The sequence below is a fragment of the Aromatoleum evansii genome, assembly GCF_012910805.1.
GTDB lineage: Bacteria > Pseudomonadota > Gammaproteobacteria > Burkholderiales > Rhodocyclaceae > Aromatoleum > Aromatoleum evansii.
This window is the reverse complement of the sequence record NZ_WTVK01000079.1, coordinates 1-18,515: the sequence shown is the minus strand read 5'-3', so window position 1 is coordinate 18,515 and position 18,515 is coordinate 1. Positions and strand designations below refer to the sequence as shown.

The window sequence follows — 18,515 nt, the reverse complement described above, 5'->3', positions numbered from 1 at the left end:
CCCCCAAACCCCCCTTCGGCCGGCTTCACCCGCCACTTCGAGACGCCGTTCGCGCGTCCGCCGCGCTCGATGCGAAGCCCCTCGCAGATCCGCCCGGCCATGCGTTCGATCCAGCGACCCAGGCGTCGCGAGTTGATCCGCCCGTGTTCGCCGGCGATCTCCATCAGCACGTCCTGCAGCCGCCCCCGGTCGCTGTCCGATGAGACCCGTCCGCTGACCACCGGGTCGGTGGCGAGCGTGATCGCTTCGGCCACCGACTTCGGTTTGTCGCCGAAGATCGCGTGCCAGCAGCTCAGCAGGCCGCCGAGCTTGCGTGTCTCCGGGTCTTCCTCGTAGGAGGTGTCAATGGCGTCGCACGGATCGGCGACATCGAGGAGTCCCTGCCGGCCGACCCACAGCACCGTCTGGCGAACCAGATCCGACCAGTCCTCGAAGCTCGCGGTGCGATCGGGCGTGACCGGAGTGCCGGTGCTGAGATAGCCGCGCACCAGCACCAGCGCGTGACGCACGAGTGCCTGGCGGTGGTCGCGCACGTAGCGTTCCGGATCGAGGGCAAAGGCGCGACGATACGGCTTGTCGCTGTGTGGATCGATGCGACAGGTGAGCAGGCGCCGGTTCAGATCCCCGACCAGCGCGACGTTGTTGCCGGTCGCCAGAAACAACCCCGTTGCCGGTACCGAGATCGTCACCGACGCGCCCAGCACGCGGTCGCCGTATTCGCGCGCGGTCAGGTAGGCGCACAGCGCGGCGCTATCGAGTTGGCCGGCGATGTTGTCGAAGACGAGAGCCGGTTTGCCTTCGCGCAGCGCGGCCAGCAGCCGTTTGCGCAGTTCTTCTTCCTCCAGGGTAGGGGGCATCAGGGACGCCGGATCGGCGCCGGCCAGAATCGACAGGCAGGTCGCCAGCAGCGACTTGCCGCTGCCGGCGCTCGGCGCGGTAAAGAGAAAGCCGGGCGCGGTCGGCAACACCGCACGCAGCGTTGCGGTAAGCAGGGCCGCCAGCATCACGCCGCGATCGATCGGCCCGACGAAGGGAAAGTCCTTGAACGGATACCAGAGCGCGTCGATGGCCGCGCACAGTTGCTCGACGCCCGGGTGCAAGGGGATCGCGGCCTGCTCGGGCTCGTTCAGGATCAGCAGCAGCCCGGTTTGTGGATCGTGACCGTCGCGATCGAGCACCCGGACGTCGAGGGTCAGTACCGGCGCGGTCAGCACCGCCCGCAGCTTGGGTAGCCCGTAGCTGCCGCGCATCGCCAGCACGCGCTTGGCCAGATCGAGCGGGCAGTCGACTGCGTACCAGTTGTGGTTTCGCTGGCTCAGGCGCTCGAAGTTGATCAGCGCGCTCAGATGCACGGTCAGCCACTCGGCGGTGACCGGGTAGACCGTCCCGCGCGGGCTCACCTGCACGAGCTCGCCGCCGCGGTCGAACACGGCGCCGTCGAGCCGCATCAGATCGAGCACGCTGCGCACCAGCCGGTGCAACTCGCCGCCGATCAGACGTAGCGTGCGTGCCGGCCGGTGCAGCGAGTAGCGCGTGCCGCCGTGCGCGTGGCTATAGATATAGGGGCGGCCGGCATTGCGCAGGTTGATCCACGCGATCCGCGCATCACGCTGATAATCGGGCTCCAGCGGATCGGCGCAGCGGCGGTTGTGGTAGCGCTCCGGTGCGTCGAGCATCGCACCGACACTCACGCGCTCGCCGTCATCGAGCACCAGCTCGAAGTCGCCCATCAGGCGCTTGTCGCGCACCGCGCGCAGGAGGAGCTTGCGACCGATCTCGGCATCGGCTTCCGGATGGCGACTCTGCCAACTCGTCAGACGCTCCTCGACCCAGCCGGCGTGGGCAAGACTCACTTCATTCTGAAGGTCGGGCTCCTGTTGAAGGGCGCGCTTTAGCGCCGCGAGTTCGGCACGCTCAGCAGCGCTGAGGTCGGGAAGGGTGGCGGCCGTATCGATCGGCTGTGTGTCGCCGTTCAAGATCACCGCTGCGCTCTGGCGCTGCGCCAGGGGTGGTTCGCACTGCGCACCGCCGCAGAAGTCCAGCCGCTCGGGTTGCCATACGGCGGCATCGACGACGGTGCGTTCGAGCAAGGCGCCCGAGCGCGACACGTCGAAGCGACCGTGACCGGCAAGCCACAGCCGATCGACCAGTGTTTGGCCGACGCGCGGGACGTCGTTCGCGTCGGCGACGACGATGTAGAGGCGCTGACCGGTGATCGCGCGCAGGACTTCGCCCGTCTCGGTGTTCTCGAGGCAGGACGAGGCCGAAGGGCGCCACAGATGCGGGGCGTGTTGCAGCTGCGGCCACACGCCATACAGGATGTCGCGCCACGCCTGCGGGGACAGCGCTTCACATCCGGGGGCCGGATCGTAATCGAGCATCATCAGCCCCGGGCCGGCAGGCCAGGCAAAGTGCTCGCGGGTGCGGGAGACGATCGGTAGCTCGGAAGGGTTATTGACGAGATTCGGGTGATTGACCTCGCGCTTGGGAACGATGCGAACGGCCGCGAATCGGGCGATGCCGAAGGCCGCGGCGTGGGCGGGCGTCAGTGACGTCAGGATTTCGGAGAATTCGGAGAGATTCTTCACCGCCATCTGCTGCGCCTGCCCGCTCACCAGCACGCCGCCGGATTCGCGCGCGAGCGTGCCGTCGGCCGCGAGGCGAAAGGCCTTCGACAGCCGACGCGGTCGCTGCGCGTGAAAGACGGTGAAGCGGATCGGCTGCGCGCTCGCGGCGATCATGCGCACTCCTCATCGGCGAGCCGCGCCTTGAACCAGTCGCCGGTCATGCCGATGCAGTAGTACTCGCGCCCGGGGCCGCGATGGGTGCGGTCGGGCACGATCCACAGTTTCTCGGTGGGGTCGAAGGACCAGGCCCCGGCGCCAAAGAGCGCATCCAGGAACTGCGGCATCCCGCCGGTGGCCAGGGCGCGTTGCACTTCGCGCTTGAAATGCCGTGTGCGAGAACGTGTAGGGGAGGCGGCGCGGCTCACAGACGGGCTTCCCGGCGTGTCGGGGCGGCGAGGCCCTGGGCTTCGCACGCTTCGATTTGTTCGAGCGGATACAGCACGCGGCCGACGGCACGCAGGAAGCCCGGTCCGATACCCCGGCGGCGCCAGCGCTCGAGGGTCTTCTCGCTGATCTGCCAACGCGCCGCGAGCTGTTGCGGGGTGAGATGCATCGATGTCCTCCTGGGCCGGTTTCATCACCCGCCGAGCGAGCCCTCGATGGGGCTCGAAAGACGGTCTGTGATGCTCATGGAGTGACATTGTGAGGACTTTTGAAAGGGGAAAAAAGTATGTAAAACAACGCAATGTCGCAGTCTTACGCGCAGCTACTCGTCATTACGGTAAATTGTCGACGGCTGCCCGTTGCGGTGACGGTCGTGACGGTTGATCGCTACGGTCGGGAGGGCAAAAAGAGCGCTATGCCGATCGCGACGGGTCCTTCCGGGCGAGAAAGCGATACGGGGGGGACGAGCGCAGCGCTTCGCTACCGGCAGGGTGCAAACTGAGGTTTGCAGGGGTTTGCAGTTGGCGGCCGCGAGCGTGGAAAACCCGCCGATGACGGGTGCGGTCAGGGAAGTCGTGGCGTGACGAGGTGACGCCATGTTGCGCGGTGTGCCGGCGGACGATCGGGGAAGGGGAGAAAGGGGCGGAATTGAATTCACACCCCTTGGTGAGTGGTCTGCACTGCAGCGCGGACCCCCGGCGCCGGTCAGACGATTCGGTACGTGCGCCCGCCGTCGGCGTCTTTCTCGGAGACGATAGTCAGCCCGAGCTTCTTGCGCAGGGTGCCGGAGAGCGTGCCGCGCACGGTGTGGGCTTGCCAGCCGGTGCGGTCCATCATCTCGGCGATGGTCGCGCCGCCGGGGCGGTTCAGCGCGTCGATGATTTCGCCCAGCTTGGTACCCGGACGGGCGGCACGCGGGATGGGGTCCAAATTCTGGACCCCATCGGCGACGTCACGATTCGTGACGGCGTCGCGCTGCCACGTGGCCTCGGCGGCGGTAACCGCGGCCTCGAGTTCGGCGTCCGGGGCGAGGGGAGGGGGCACTTCGCGCTTCCGTCCAACGGCAGCGTAGCCCGCGTCGGCGAGGTAGTACTCGACGTGGTCGCCGTCTTGGAATGTGGTGATCAGTTCACGGGTGAGCAGGCCGGCGATCACCCTGGCGCGGGCGCCGCCGCGCAGCATGGGCGGCAGGGGTTGAATGTTCCCGTCCGGGCGGTCGGCTGCGGCCTCGAGGATGACGGTCTGGGTGTCGGTGAGCTTGGCGTTCATCGTAGGCTCCTGGGGTGGTTGGTGACGCCCCCATGAACGCGCTGGTCAATCAGGAAGCCAAGCTAATCATTACGCGTACAGCCACCCATTCAATGCATGACTATAGTTGTGTCACACTGATAAAATAATTATTTCGTGACCAAGCTGTCCGGGCCTGTCTACGATGAAGCGCTGCCTTGTTGGAATCCGTCGCCCTGATGCCACCGAGCCGCCCGGCAACGGCAAGCAGGTGCCCACGGTCTGGTTCCCTTCGATGGCCACGATGGCTGCCGTGCTGTCGGAGGACAACCGCGCGTTGCTGCGCCTGATCCGACAGGCCAAGCCCAAGACCATGACCGAATTGGCTGCGTTGTCGGGCCGTCAGGTGCCAAACCTCTCACGCACGCTGAGGACGATGGAGAGCTATGGGTTGGTGGTGTTGACTAGGCACGCCCGGCAGACTCGTCCTACTGTACTGGCAACTGAATTCCTGGTAGTGCTCGATTGAGCCACGCCGCGAACAAGAACCGAGGAACCGACTACGCGATGCCTGCCGCCAAACTCACCCTTGCCCGCCTCGAGAGCCTGCTGCTCACCGCCTGCGACGACCTGCGCGGCAACATGGATGCCAGCGAGTACAAGGAATACATCTTTGGCATGTTGTTCCTGAAGCGCGCGAGCGATCTGTTCGATCAACGGCGCGAGGAGATCAGGCGCGAAGGCAAGGCGGCCGGCCTGTCGGACGAGGACATCGCCCTTAACCTCGAAGACCCTGACCAATACTCTGGCAAATACTTCTACGTGCCGCCGCGTGCGCGTTGGAACGAACCTTGGGTGGACGATGCCGGCAACCCGCAGCCAGCCCTCAAGCACGTCAAGGAAAACGTCGGCTCGATGTTGAACAAGGCGTTGGCCGCGTTGGAAGAAGCCAATGCCGATGCGCTGGAAGACGTGTTGAAGGACACCATCAACTTCAACCGCAAGATCGGCCAACACACGCTGGATGACGACACTCTGGTGGATTTCATCCAGAACTTCGAAAAGATCCCGCTGCACGATGGCGATTTTGAGTTCCCCGATCTTCTCGGTGCGGCTTATGAGTGGCTGATCAAGCACTTTGCCGATTCGGCGGGCAAGAAGGCCGGTGAGTTCTACACGCCTGCCGAGGTGGTGCGCGTGTGCGTCGAGATCTGTGATCCCAAGGAAAACATGAGTGTGTATGACCCTACGGTCGGGTCGGGCGGCATGTTGATCCAGGCGCGGGATTACGTGCGCGAGAACGGAGGCAATCCGGAAAACCTGCCGCTCTTCGGCCAGGAAAAGATGGGCACCACCTGGTCCATCTGCAAGATGAACATGCTCCTGCACGGCATTTCGCATGCCGACATCCGCAATGCCGATACCCTGGCGGATCCGCGGCATCGTGACGATGAAACGAACGAACTCATGCGTTTCGACCGGGTGCTGGCCAATCCCCCGTTCAGCCAGAACTACGCCAAGACAAAATCCAAGGACGACGGCAGCGGCACCAAAAAGAAGGAGCCCATCGCCTTCCCCGGTCGCTTCCATGTGTGGATGCCTGAGAAAGGCAAGAAGGCCGACCTGATGTTCGTGCAGCACATGCTGGCAGTGCTCAAGAACGACGGCCGGATGGCCACCGTGATGCCGCACGGCGTGCTTTTCCGCGGTGGCGAAGAGCGCGAAGCGCGCCAGTACTTCATCGACAAGGGCTATCTGGAAGCCGTCATCGGCCTGCCGTCCAACCTGTTCTATGGCACCGGCATTCCCGCCTGCATTCTGGTGCTGAACAAGGCCGGTCATCAGGAGCGCAACCACGTTCTGTTCATCAACGCCGACCGCGAGTATCGCGAAGGCAAGGCACAAAACCATCTGCGCCCCGAAGACATCGACAAGATCGTGCACGCCTACCGCGCCGGGCAGAACATCGACGGCTACGCCAAGCGCGTGCCGATTGCCGACATCAAGGCTGAAGAGTACAACTGCAACATCCGCCGCTACGTGGACAACGCCCCGCCGCCCGAGCCGCACGACGTGCGCGCCCATCTGCACGGGGGCGTACCAGTGGCCGAGATCGACACGCTGAAGCACTTCTGGCAGAACTATGCCGGCCTGCGCGAGAGTTGTTTCGTGCAACGTGCCGCCGCCGAGCACGGCACCCACTATGCAGACTTCACCCCGGCGCTGCGGGACAAGCGCGCCATCGCTGAACTGGTGAACCGGCACCCAGGCGTGCTCGAGCGCCACGCCCAGTTCATGGAGGCGCTGGAGTCCTGGTGGCGGCAGCACTTGCCCATCATCGAGGCGTTGGCCCCGGATGCCGAGAACCAGCAGGGGCGCGCCAACAACGTCTATCAAATGCGCGCCACCCTGCTCGACAGCATCGAGCGGACCTTCGCGAGCCAGAACCTGCTGAACCGCTATCAGGTACGGGGGGCCTTCGCCAACTACTACAAGTTGCTCGCGTCCGACTTCAAGTCCATTGCGGCCAGCGGCTGGGGACCGGAACTGATCCCCGATGACGAAATCCTGCAGAGCCAGTTCCCTCAGGTGCTGGCCGAACTGGAAACCCAGCACGCCCGGCTGGCCGAACTGCAAGCCTTGTTCGCCGCCGCCAGTGAGGAGGATTTCGAGGACACCGACGAAACCGGTGTGCTGCCTGCTGACGAGGTCAAAACCCTCAAAGACGAACTGAAAGACGCCAACGCAGAGTGGAAGGCGCAGCTCAAGACGCTCAAGGGCGCGGTGGCCGACCTGTTTGTCGAGATCAAGGCTGCCGGCAAACTGCCCAGGGGCACCGACAAGGGCCACCACTGCACCGATGGGTTTACTGCGAGGGAAGCACAGTTCGCCAACGGCCTGCGTGTGCTGGATCTCGCCGCTTCGGTGGGCCACACCTCAACCATCGTCGCTGTGATCGAACAGGCAATGTCCGAAGGCCGGCTGGCCAAGGCCACCGCCGACCGTCTGGAAGCTAGGCTCGTCGCGCACAAGGCACTGGAGGACGAGGCCAAGACGCTGAAAGCCGCCATCAAATCCACCGAGGCCAAGAAGGACGAACTGGTCGAGCAGGCCCGCCAGAAGATCAGCACGGACGAGGCCCGGCAAGTCATCGTCGAACGCCTGGGCAAGGTGCTGTTCGACAGTTATCGCCAATACCTGCGTGCCGACCAGCGCGCCTGCATCGCCGCCATCGAGAACCTTTGGGCCAAGTACGCGGTGACGGCCAAGCAGATCGAAACCGAGCGTGATGAGGCGGCGCAGGCATTGCAAGCGTTCTTGGTGGAGTTGAGGTATGAGTGAAGTGCATACCGAATTGCTTGGCGATCTTGCTTCGGCAAGGCGCGGAATAACATATTCTGAGTCTGCTCTCCGCGGCAATTCTGAAGACGGTTTGCCTTACGTAAACATGAAATCCTTTTTGAAGAATGGCGGCTATAACATCGAAGGATTAAAGTATTACGCGGGCTTCTATACAGCAGCAGACATCACAAGGGAAAATGATCTGCTGATCGCGAATACTGATGTAACGCGGGATGGCGACATTATTGGCGCACCCGCCATGCTGCCGAATGCGCTCGGCAAAAGCGGCGTACTTTTTTCCCATCACGTTACTAAATTAAGCGTTTCCACCAAGCTCAGCGTCGAGTACCTGTATTATTTGTTGTGCTCAGATGAGTACCGTCGCGCAATGAAAAAATATGCGCGTGGAACAACGGTTCTTATGCTTGATATGCAGGGGATAAAGAGGATTGCGGTCCGTTATCCGACGTCAAAGCACGAACAGAAGAAGGTTGTCTCTGTCCTCTCCAGCATTGACACTGCTATCGAAAAAACTGAAGTCCTGATCGCCAAATATCAGCAGATCAAGGCCGGCCTGATGCACGACCTGTTCACCCGCGGCGTGCTGCCTAACGGCCAAATGCGCCCGCCGCGCGAGCAGGCGCCGGAGTTGTATCAGGAAACGGCGATTGGGTGGATACCGAGGGAGTGGGCGGTTGCGAAACTCGGGACGATGGCGAAGATCGTCTCGGGTGTAACGCTCGGCTCGAAAGAGTCGCCGTCGGACACGATCGAAGCCCCTTATCTTCGCGTTGCCAATGTACAAGACGGTTATCTCGATCTTTCAGAAATCAAGACCGTTCGGATCTCGCGCAAGACTTTGGAATATCTGCGTTTGCTTCCTGGTGATGTTCTGATGAACGAAGGTGGCGACTTCGACAAGCTTGGTCGTGGTGCAGTATGGACCGGCGAAATTGACGATTGTGTTCATCAGAATCATGTTTTCAGAGTTCGTACTGACGCAAGTGTCTTACTGCCAAACTACTTGGCGTTCTATTCGGAGTCGACGTTTGGGAAAAAATACTTCTTGCTGAGTTCCAAGCAGTCAACGAATTTGGCGTCTATCAACTCGACTCAGCTTAACGCGTACCCTATCGCATTGCCGAGCCGGTCTGAACAGCAGGAGCTCGTTGCGCGAATAAGTAGGGCGAATCTGAGAATTGATGCAATGAAAGCGGAATCGACCAAGCTTCGGTCACAAAGGCTCGGCCTGATGCAAGACCTGCTCACCGGGAAGGTTTCGGTCAAGGTGGATGAACCGGAGTTAGTGGATGGCTAACCACTACCCCAACCTCAACCCGGAAAAGGCGCTGATTTGGCGCATCATCCACCGCGACAATGTGCCGTGGATTCTGGACAACGGTCTGCATTGCGGGAATAGCGGCGCGAAAACTCCGGCCTGGGTGAGTATCGGCAATGCGGAGTTGATCGACAAGCGCGCAACCCACCCCGTCCCTCTCCCGCCGGGCGGGTTCCTGAACGACTATGTGCCGTTCTATTTCACGCCCTTCTCACCGATGCTGCGTAACATTCACACGGGTTGGGGTGGGATTCGGAAGCGACCGAACGAGGAGATCGTGATTCTGGTCTCAAGTATCAGGCACATCCATGGGCTGGGTTTGCGCTACCTCTTCACCGACAGCCATGCCTACTACCAGTGGGCCAATTTCTACTCCGACCTCACGGATCTGGAAAAGATCGACTGGCCACTGTTGCAGCGGCGGGATTTCAAGCGGGACCCGGACGACCCCGCCAAGTTCGAGCGCTATCAGGCCGAAGCGCTGATCCATCGACACTTGCCGGTGGCTGGATTGCTCGGCATCGTGTGCTACACAGAGGTATTGAAACAAGGCATCGAACAGGAGATTCAGTCCCGCAAGCTGAACCTGCCGGTTTATGCCCGCACAGGGTGGTATTTCTGATGATTACATTTACACAAGGCAATTTGCTGGAGGCCCGCGCGGAGGCGCTGGTCAATACGGTCAACACGGTCGGGGTGATGGGCAAGGGCATCGCGTTGATGTTCAAGGAGCGCTTCGCAGAGAACTTCCGCCTGTATGCCGCCGCCTGCAAGGCCAAGCAGGTGCAGACGGGCAGGGTATTCGTCACCGAGGTCAGCGAGCTCGACGGCCCGCGCTGGATCGTCAACTTCCCTACCAAACAGCACTGGCGGGCGCCCTCTCGGATGGAGTGGATCGTCGAGGGACTGCAGGATCTGCGTCGCTTTCTGGTCGAGAACAAGGTGAAGTCCGTTGCCATTCCTCCCTTGGGGGCGGGCAATGGCGGGCTGGAGTGGTCCGATGTGCGCCAGCAGATCGAAGCCGTACTGGCTGATCTGGAAACTGAAGTTCTTGTGTTCGAGCCCACCAAGCAATACCAGAATGTTGCCAAACGCACCGGAGTGGAAAAGCTGACACCGGCGCGGGCATTGATTGCGGAGCTGGTACGCCGTTACTGGGTGCTGGGCATGGAATGCAGCCTGCTGGAGATCCAGAAGCTGGCATGGTTCCTCGAACGGGCGATCGAGAAGGCAGGCTTGCGTCCGCTCGACCTTCGTTTTGCGCCCAATAAGTATGGCCCGTACGCCGATCGACTGCGCCATTTGCTTGAAGGACTCGACGGCAGCTACCTTCACTGCGAGAAGCGCATCAGCGATGCCGACCCGCTGGATGTGATCTGGTTCGACGATGAGCGCAAAGCCTTTGTGCAGGCCTATCTGAAGAGTGAGGCCAGGGACTACACGCACGCGCTGGAGGCCACAGCCGCCTTGATCGATGGTTTTGAATCCCCCTTCGGCATGGAACTGCTGGCCACGGTGGATTGGCTGGTTACGCGTGAGGGGGTGGCGCCTACCGTGCCAGCCTTGCGCGAAGGTTTGCGCCACTGGCGCGGCGGCCCCGATGCGGCAGCCCGGAAGGACCGGCTGTTCGATGATAAGGCGCTGGGCATCGCCCTGGAGCGCCTGACGCAGCACGCCCCGGCGTTTGCGTGAGGAACCGGTGTGAGCGAATACACGGAGGTTGAGCGCCCTTTCCTGCAGCAGCTCGCGGAGCAGGGCTGGACGGTCATCGACCAGGGGGCGGCGGTGCCGCAAGACGCCGCCCCCAGCCTGCGCAGCAACTTCCGTCAGTGGCTGCTGCCCGGGATATTCGACCAGGCGGTTCGTGCCATCAACCGCACCGACGACGGCCGCGAATGGCTGACCGATCGTCAGCTCGAGGAGTTGCGGGGGCAGTTGCTGCGCCAGCCCAATCGCTCGCTGCTCGAGGCCAATGAGGCGGTTCAGTCCCTGCTGTTCAAGGCTCAGGTAGATGAGAACGAGCTCACCGGCGAGTCCGATCCTGTGGTGCGGTTGATCGATTTTCACCACCCGGGGAACAACCGGTTCCACGCCATCAATCAGTTCCGCGTCGACACGCCGGGCTGTGTGAAGGCCTTCATCATCCCGGACATCGTTTTGTTCGTGAACGGTATCCCGCTGGTGGTGGTGGAATGCAAGAAGGGCTCGGAAACCTGCGCCAACCCCATGCAGGAAGCCTTTGTCCAACTGCAGCGCTACATGCGCCGACGCAAGGAAACCGAGCACGCGGGCCTGAAAGAAGGCGAGCCGCGCCTGTTCCACAGCAACCTGATGCTGATCCGCAGCTCTGGCATCGAGGCCAATTACGGCACCATCACTTCGGGCGAGGAACACTACTACGCGTGGAAGACCCTCAACCCGCAGGACGACACCAAGCGTGATGGGATGAACGCCCAGCAGCAGCTTGTCGCCGGGCTCCTGAACAAACCCAACCTCCTGCAGATTCTGCGCACCTCTTCGGTGTTTATGGATACCGATGGCGGCCCGCGAATCAAGGTTGTGTGCCGTTACCAGCAGTTTCGTGCCGCCGGCAGGATCGTAGAGCGTCTGCGCATGGGCAAGACGGCCGCCGAGCGCAGTGGCGTGGTGTGGCACACCCAGGGTTCGGGCAAATCGCTGACGATGGTTTTTTTGGCGCGCATGCTGCGCACCTGCCGCGACCTCAACGATTACAAGGTCGTGCTGGTGAACGACCGGCAAGACCTGGAAGAGCAACTGGGCGATACCGCCACCCTAATCGGTGGCCGGGTGAATGTGATTGAGAGCCGTGCGGGTCTGCGTCAGCAATTGGCCACGGACAGCTCGGACATCAACATGGTGATGATCCACAAGTTCCAGGAGCATAAGCAGACGCTGACCAACACCGTCGCCGAAGCGCTGGGTACCTATCTTGCGATGCCTGCCGGCAAGACCTTCGGCGTGGTCAATACCTCGGATCGCATCATCCTGATGATCGACGAGGCGCACCGTACCCAAAGTTCCGACCTCGGCGACAACCTGTTCGAAGCGTTTCCGAACGCCGCACGCATCGCTTTCACCGGCACGCCGCTGATCACCGAACGCCACGGCGAGAAGAAGACGCACAAGCGCTTCGGCGAATACATCGACACCTACCGCCTGATGGATGCGGTCAACGACGGAGCGACGCTGCAGATCCTCTACGAAGGGAAGACGGCCGATAGCGCCCTGAACGAAAAACACGCCTTCGATACCGCCTTCGAGGATCTGTTCAAGGACCGGAGCGAAGAAGAACTGCTCGCCATCAAGAAGAAGTACGGCGCCACCGGCGACATTCTTGAAGCCGAGAACCGCATCAACGCGATAGCGCATGATCTGGTCGCACACTACGTCGACAATATTCTGCCCAACGGCTTCAAGGCACAGGTGGTTTGTCACTCAAAGTTGGCCTGCGTGCGCTACCAGGCTGGCATCGAGGCAGCCTTGGCAGAGCGCATTGCCAAGGACGAGGCCAAAGCCTCACCTGACCTGGAGTTAATCAAGCGTCTGCGCTTCCTGAAAACTGCGGTGGTGGTGTCCAGCGATGGCACCAACGAGGCGGCGTATGTCACACACGCCCGCAAGCAGGCACAAAGGATGAATGCGGTGGAGAACTTCTGCCGCAACTTCGATCTGGACGATCCGGACAAGGAATACACTGGCATTGCCTTTCTGATCGTCTGCGACATGCTGCTGACCGGCTTCGATGCGCCCATCGAGCAGGTGATGTACATTGACAAGAAGCTGCGTGAGCATACGCTGCTTCAGGCGATCGCCCGTACCAATCGGGTCAAGAAGGGTAAGCAGCGCGGCTACATCGTCGATTACATAGGTTTGGCCAACCACCTGACCGAGGCGCTGACTCTCTATGCTGCCAGCGACGAGTTGCAGGAGTTGAACGACGGGATGAAGAACATCGCGTCCGAACTACCGGTGCTGGAGGAGCGCTACCAGCGTCTGTTGCAGCATTTCGCAGCATTGGGTGTGAAAAGCATCAAGCCCTTCGTGAACGGCGAACTGCCCGATCTAGAATCGGACGCCGCGGTGGTCCATGTCGCCGTCAAAGCCCTGAGGGACGAAAAGCAGCGTGCGGACTTCGAAGTCTATTTCAAGAAGTTCCTGATGAGCCTGGACATCATCTTGCCCAACACTTCGGCACAGCCCTATCGGGTGCCAGCCAAGCGCTTCGGCTACATCCTGCAGGTGACCAAGGAGCGCTACAAGGACGAGAGCCTGGACCTCGGTAGTGCTGGCGAAAAGGTGAAGGCACTGATCAACGAACATCTGATCAGCCTGGGGATCAACCCGAAGGTGCCGCCAGTGGAATTGTTGGCTGAGGACTTTCTGGAGAGGCTGGCCGCGCATGCCGGCAAGAACGCGGAGGCGAAGGCCAGCGAGATGGAGCACGCAATTCGCAAGCATTGCACCGTGCACCATGATGAGGACCCTGCGTTCTACAAGAGCCTGTCGGAAAAGGTCGATGCTCTGATCGAAAAGCACCACGAAGAGTGGGAGTTATTGACTGAAAAATTGGCTGAACTGCGTCAGGAAGCCATCGCAGGGCGCCAGCAAGGCGAGGATGGCATGAGCCGGGAGGCCACTACCTTCTTCGAGCACATTGTTCAGGTTGGCTTCGCCAACGGTTCCGTCAATGATGCGGACAAACCCGCTTTCAAGGCATTGATGGAGAGAACCGTGGAAATTCTTCAGGAAACGATAGCGAGCATCGATTTTTGGCACAACCCGGATAAGCAAAAGCGCGTGCGTGGATTGCTCAAGACCGAGATTGCCAAGACCGGCATCGAGGAACTGAAGCAAAACCGCGAGCGCGTCGCTGTCGAGATCATGCGGCTCGCCAAGAACCGGCATGACGAACTGACCCGAGCAACTGCGGCGGTGGGTGCATAGATGCAGCTACGTCAGGTTCGCGACATCGAGTACCAGCTCCTGCCTGGCTCCGACCGGCAGACCACGGATATCGTCATTGAACGCGATGGCGTGGTTGCCGTCAGACCCCCCCGCCGCATGACCCCGGAACAGGTAGACGAGACAGTTCTTAGCAAGCGGATGTGGATTTACCGCAACCTTGCCGAGTGGCGGGATCTGAACGCCACCCGGGTGACCCGAGAGTGGGTCAGTGGCGAGTCGTTCCTCTACCTGGGCAGCAACTATCGATTGCAGTTTGTTCCTGAACAGGACGAGGCTCTAAAACTGAAAGACGGGCGTTTCCGTCTGCTGCGCTCGGTTGTAGAGTGGGGCGGGAAGGAAGCGGCCCACATGGCCTTTGAGGTTTTCTACCGGGAGAAAGGTTTGCCGCGTCTGAAAAGGCGGGTGACGTACTTCGCCGCCAGAGTTGGCGTGCAAGCTGGTGTTGTCGAGATCAAGGATCTCGGATATCGATGGGCTTCATGCACGAAGAATGGCAATCTGCTCTTTCACTGGAAGTGCTTGATGGCGCCTCTGACGATCATCGACTACATCATCGTTCACGAACTGTGCCATCTGCACCATCGCGATCATTCGGACGCGTTCTGGAACGAGGTGGACAAAGTGCTGCCTGATTACCGTGAGCGTAAGGAGTGGTTGCGGGTTCGGGGTGCAGAGTTGGACCTGTAATATCGCGCCCGTTGGGAGAAGAATGCTTCGGGTTGAAGATGCGTTGTCGCCCACTGCCCCCGGGACTCAGTAGGGGATGCCCGCATAATTGCTCCTTGGCCCCAAGAGCGAGTAGTTCGGTTGTCAACCCAGCACCACCAAGATTTCCAGAAAACCAACCGTTCTGCCCGGTTGGTTTTTTTTCGTCCGTCCCCCGGTTGTAGCGCACTGATAGGATCGGGGAATAATGGCGCGCCAATCATGGTCGTTGCCGACTACGCGGACCGGATACTGGGCTTCGACCTCGACTGCGCGCAGGTATGGGGAAAGCTCATGTCGCCGAGTCCCCGGCATCCCATCGACAAGCAGATTGCCGCCATTGCGCTCATCTACGACCTGACGGTCGTCACGTGGAACACGGAAGATTTCGAGTCCACCGGAGTGCGGAACATCAATCCCTTCAGCTCGCCGCTGTCGGCGACCTGAGCAGCGGTCACACGAGCGGCCGGCTCGGCCACAGGCACCCTCAGCATGGAAAACGACAGAAATACCTTGGTGTCGCGCGTCGCGGCCCATATCGCCGCGAGGTTCGCAGGCGAGAGCTCCGGCCACGATTGGCACCACATCAACCGGGTCTGGAAGCTTGCCGGCCGTATTGCCAGGAACGAGGGTGCAGACCAGGAGGTGGTTGAATTGGCCGCACTCGTCCACGATATTGCCGACTGGAAGTTCCATGGAGGCGATGACACCGTCGGACCGCGTCAGGCGGAGCAGTTGCTCAGGCAGGAGGGGGCTTCCGAGGAAGTCATCGACCTGGTTGTCGATATCGTGGCGACCATCTCCTTCAAGGGCGCTGGCGTTCGTACCGAGATGAAAACCCTGGAGGGGAAGTGTGTCCAGGACGCCGACCGGCTGGATGCGCTCGGTGCCATCGGTATTGCCCGTTGTTTCGCCTACGGTGGACATGCAGGCCGCTCCATGTACGACCCGGATGTGCCGCCGGTCCTGCACGGTACCGCGGAGGCGTACAAGGCCGCCAAGGGGACGAGCCTCAATCACTTTTACGAGAAGCTCCTGCTTCTCAAGGACCGGATGAACACTGCGACGGGATATGCTCTTGCGCAGGAGCGTCACCGGTTCATGGAAGAGTTCTTGGAGCGCTTCCTCGAGGAGTGGAATGGGGCGTGGGAAGCCCACGTGTAACGGACGGGGCAGACTGGGGCAAACGGGTACGCTCGGCAGATCGAGTGGGTTGACGTGTTCCAGCAAGAGCGCCTGCACCTCATCGCGTCACGAGTTGGGCGTGAAAAGGCATGTGGCGGCCTGGGAGCCTGTCGGACTCAAAGGAAATCGGGATGGCTAGTGTCCTGAGTTGCAAGTCCGTTGCTGAATTCGCGCGCAATCACCGCCATGTTGCGTAGCGAGTCCGCGCCGGGTGTCCAACCCGGCTGTGGTTTGCGCCTTGCCTGACCGCGATTGCGCACGAATTCGGAAACGTTTGCATTCTTTCATCCTCCGTTCAACGAACTTGCAACTCAGGACACTAGCCGAACCCGGAGTGATGCCTGGGGGACGGCCGCTCTAGCCGTTCAGTGGGTGGCGCGCTTCGGCTGGGCGGCGCTCGGGCGGCGGATCGACAACCGCTGCTTCAAGCACGAACCCAGCATCGCCTCGAGCCTCAAGTTGCTGCGTCGCACGCCGTGGGTGCGCACGCAGGTGGAAGCGCTGTATCTTGATATGCTGCGCACTGCCCCCGATCGCAAGACATTCAGGACCAGACCCAACACATGAAGACCCCGAGCAGAATCGAACCGCTGGTGGCCGATGGGCTAGTCGACACGGTCATGCGTCAGCTCATGAGCGGCAAGGAGGCGATGGTCTATGTCGTGCAGTGTGGCGATGCGGTGCGCTGCGCCAAGGTGTACAAGGAGGCCAACAAGCGCGGTTTCCACAAGGCGGCCGACTACACCGAGGGGCGCAAGGTCAAGAACAGCCGCCAGGCGCGGGCGATGGCCAAGGGCTCGCGCTACGGTCGGCAGGAGCAGGAAGCCGCGTGGCAGCATGCCGAGGTCGACGCGCTGCGTCTGCTCGCCGCGGCGGGCGTGCGCGTGCCGACGCCGTACGACTTTCACGAGGGCGTGCTGCTGATGGAACTGGTGACCGATGGGGACGGGGAACCGGCGCCGCGGCTCAACGACGTTGTGCTGAGCGAGGCGGAGGCGCTGCGCTTCCACGCCGATCTCGTGCGCCAGGTCGTGCGCATGCTGTGTGCCGGCATCGTCCATGGCGACCTGTCCGAATACAACGTGCTCATCGACCGCGACGGGCCGGTGATCATCGATCTGCCGCAGGCGATCGATGCCGCGGCCAACAACAATGCGCGCGCCATGCTCGAGCGCGATGTCGACAACCTTGCCGCCTACTTCGGGCAGTTCGCCCCCGAGCTGTGCGACACCGAATACGGCAAGGAGATCTGGTCGCTGTACGAATCCGGCAAGCTGCAGCCCGAGAGCGCGCTCACCGGGGTCTTCAGGACGGAAGAGGGACGCGCCGATGTCGACGAAGTCATGCAGATCATCGAGGCGGCGCGCAAGGAAGAAGCCGCACGCCAGGCGGTCAGGGCGGCGCTCGCCGACGCCTGAAGCGGAAGACGGACACCGATGCGCCCCCACGTGACCGTCTCGCCCGACGAAGTCGAGATCACCGCGATCCGCGCCCAGGGTGCGGGCGGGCAGAACGTCAACAAGGTGTCGAACGCGGTGCATCTGCGCTTCGACATCGCCACCTCGTCTCTGCCCGAGGAAATCCGTGCGCGGCTGCTGCAGCTCGGCGACCAGCGCATCAGCAAGGACGGCGTCGTGATCATCAAGGCGCAGAAGTTCCGCAGTCTGGAGAAGAACCGGGCCGAGGCGCTGCGGCGGCTGGAAGAACTGATCAACCGCGTGGCGGCACCGCCCAAGGCCCGCCGCGCCACGCGACCGACGCGTGCCTCCGTGACCCGGCGCCTGGAGGGCAAGGCGCGGCGCGCCTCGGTGAAAGCGGGACGGGGGAAGGTGGGCGAATAGGGCGTGGGGCCGGCCGATGGCTCTGGGCTTGCCCCCGAAAAACGGACGCAGGTGACGCAGCTCCCATTGGAAGACTTTCTCGATGCTGAACCTGCCGGGGGCATCATTCGAGCAGGAAGTTCGTCGCGGGTGCGGCGAGGCGTTCATGCGGCGCCTGCGCTTCGTCCTTGAGTAATACGCCGGACAATTGTCTGCTGCGCGCCTCGCCCATCAGCCAGTGCAACTTGTCGGCTGCGTGCTCGATGTCGAGTCCTTCGCGCCGGATGTTGGAGATGCAGTTGCGCTGCGCGTCGATCGTGTCGATGCGGGGCTGCCATGTGAGGTAGATGCCCATGCTGTCGGGGGAACTGAGGCCGGGCCGTTCGCCGATGAGGATGGCGACCATGCGGGCGTGCAGCGTCATGGCGATGTCGTCGCCGAGGGCGACGCGGGCCTGCTCGGCGATCACGAGCGGCGCGAGCGTCCAGGCGGAGGCGGTCAGGCGAGGCAAGAGGGCGTCGAGGAAGGGCAGGGCGTTCTGTTCGATGGCGAAGGCGGAAAGGCCGTCCGCGAGCACGATGGCGAGGTCGTAGGCCGCGTCGTCTGCGGCGCCGAGTGTCGCGAGCCTTGCGTGCGAGGCTTCGTCGAGGCGCCGCCCGAGATCGGGGCGCTGCAGGTAGGTGCGGCGATCGGGGGCGGCGCTGCGCACCGTGGCGACGGCACGTCCGCGTTGCACGAGACCCGCGCGCAGGTCCTCCGTTGCGAGGACGTGATGGACGGCGTCGCGCGCGCGGGCGTGGGCGAGCTGGAATGCGAGTTGGGCCTGGGTCGGGATGCTGGTGCCGGCACGTCCGAGCGCGATGCGGGCCGGGGTGAAGCGGCGGAGCCTTCCCCAGGGGG

At 62.1% G+C, this 18,515-nt stretch carries 16 protein-coding genes and 1 pseudogene; 12 read left to right on the top strand and 5 right to left on the bottom strand.

Features of this window, described 5'->3' with window-relative positions; genetic code table 11:
• The 4 genes from GO615_RS24915 to GO615_RS24900 form a co-directional block, all read right to left on the bottom strand.
• Positions 1-2,741 (bottom strand): hypothetical protein (locus tag GO615_RS24915; RefSeq protein WP_169132562.1); only part of this gene is annotated, 2,741 nt, incomplete at its 3' end.
• Complete coding sequence (locus GO615_RS24910) at positions 2,738-2,911, bottom strand: hypothetical protein (protein ID WP_211167348.1); 174 nt, start codon at positions 2,909-2,911, stop codon at positions 2,738-2,740. The genes GO615_RS24915 and GO615_RS24910, both read right to left, overlap by 4 nt.
• Before the next feature lie 77 nt (positions 2,912-2,988).
• Complete coding sequence (locus tag GO615_RS24905; RefSeq protein ID WP_169132560.1) at positions 2,989-3,180, bottom strand: helix-turn-helix domain-containing protein; 192 nt, start codon at positions 3,178-3,180, stop codon at positions 2,989-2,991.
• A 536-nt stretch (positions 3,181-3,716) separates the two neighbouring features.
• Positions 3,717-4,280 carry a DUF3489 domain-containing protein gene (locus GO615_RS24900; protein ID WP_169132559.1) on the bottom strand — a complete coding sequence of 188 codons (564 nt, stop codon included), beginning with the start codon at positions 4,278-4,280 and terminating at the stop codon, positions 3,717-3,719.
• Positions 4,281-4,443: 163 nt separating this feature from the next.
• Here GO615_RS24900 and GO615_RS24895 point away from each other — a divergent pair, with 163 nt between their 5' ends.
• The 12 genes and pseudogenes from GO615_RS24895 (at position 4,444) to arfB (ending at position 17,636) form a co-directional block, all read left to right on the top strand.
• The gene (locus GO615_RS24895) at positions 4,444-4,767 is read left to right on the top strand and encodes an HVO_A0114 family putative DNA-binding protein (RefSeq protein ID WP_211167347.1); all 324 of its coding nucleotides are present in this window, start codon (positions 4,444-4,446) and stop codon (positions 4,765-4,767) included.
• Positions 4,768-4,805: 38 nt separating this feature from the next.
• Positions 4,806-7,580, top strand: coding sequence for an N-6 DNA methylase (locus tag GO615_RS24890; protein WP_169132558.1), 2,775 nt, complete (start codon positions 4,806-4,808; stop codon positions 7,578-7,580).
• Positions 7,573-8,898: a restriction endonuclease subunit S gene (locus tag GO615_RS24885; protein WP_169132557.1), complete on the top strand. Its 1,326-nt coding sequence runs from the start codon at positions 7,573-7,575 to the stop codon at positions 8,896-8,898. The genes GO615_RS24890 and GO615_RS24885 overlap by 8 nt, the downstream gene beginning before the upstream one ends.
• Complete coding sequence (darT, locus tag GO615_RS24880; RefSeq protein WP_169132556.1) at positions 8,891-9,541, top strand: type II toxin-antitoxin system toxin DNA ADP-ribosyl transferase DarT; 651 nt, start codon at positions 8,891-8,893, stop codon at positions 9,539-9,541. Before GO615_RS24885 ends, darT begins: the two co-directional genes overlap by 8 nt.
• A complete protein-coding gene (darG, locus tag GO615_RS24875; RefSeq protein WP_169132555.1) occupies positions 9,541-10,611 on the top strand; it encodes a type II toxin-antitoxin system antitoxin DNA ADP-ribosyl glycohydrolase DarG in 1,071 nt (356 codons plus the stop codon). The genes darT and darG overlap by 1 nt, the downstream gene beginning before the upstream one ends.
• A gap of 9 nt (positions 10,612-10,620) precedes the next feature.
• Positions 10,621-13,884 carry an HsdR family type I site-specific deoxyribonuclease gene (locus GO615_RS24870; protein WP_169132554.1) on the top strand — a complete coding sequence of 1,088 codons (3,264 nt, stop codon included), beginning with the start codon at positions 10,621-10,623 and terminating at the stop codon, positions 13,882-13,884.
• The gene (locus tag GO615_RS24865) at positions 13,885-14,592 is read left to right on the top strand and encodes a M48 family metallopeptidase (RefSeq protein ID WP_169132553.1); all 708 of its coding nucleotides are present in this window, start codon (positions 13,885-13,887) and stop codon (positions 14,590-14,592) included.
• Between the two features lie 240 nt (positions 14,593-14,832).
• Entirely contained in the window at positions 14,833-15,057 is a 225-nt protein-coding gene (locus tag GO615_RS24860) for a PIN domain-containing protein (protein ID WP_246262447.1), read from the top strand.
• A 45-nt stretch (positions 15,058-15,102) separates the two neighbouring features.
• Positions 15,103-15,774 carry an HD domain-containing protein gene (locus GO615_RS24855; RefSeq protein WP_169132552.1) on the top strand — a complete coding sequence of 224 codons (672 nt, stop codon included), beginning with the start codon at positions 15,103-15,105 and terminating at the stop codon, positions 15,772-15,774.
• A gap of 393 nt (positions 15,775-16,167) precedes the next feature.
• Positions 16,168-16,362 (top strand): annotated as a pseudogene (locus tag GO615_RS29015) (VF530 family DNA-binding protein); the annotation flags it as partial.
• Positions 16,359-17,213, top strand: coding sequence for a PA4780 family RIO1-like protein kinase (locus GO615_RS24845; RefSeq protein ID WP_169132550.1), 855 nt, complete (start codon positions 16,359-16,361; stop codon positions 17,211-17,213). The pseudogene GO615_RS29015 and the gene GO615_RS24845, both read left to right, overlap by 4 nt.
• 18 nt (positions 17,214-17,231) lie before the next feature.
• Entirely contained in the window at positions 17,232-17,636 is a 405-nt protein-coding gene (gene arfB, locus GO615_RS24840; RefSeq protein ID WP_169132549.1) for an alternative ribosome rescue aminoacyl-tRNA hydrolase ArfB, read from the top strand.
• A 103-nt stretch (positions 17,637-17,739) separates the two neighbouring features.
• On the opposite strand, the gene eutC is transcribed toward arfB, so the two are convergent.
• Positions 17,740-18,515 (bottom strand): ethanolamine ammonia-lyase subunit EutC (eutC, locus tag GO615_RS24835; protein WP_169132548.1); only part of this gene is annotated, 776 nt, incomplete at its 5' end.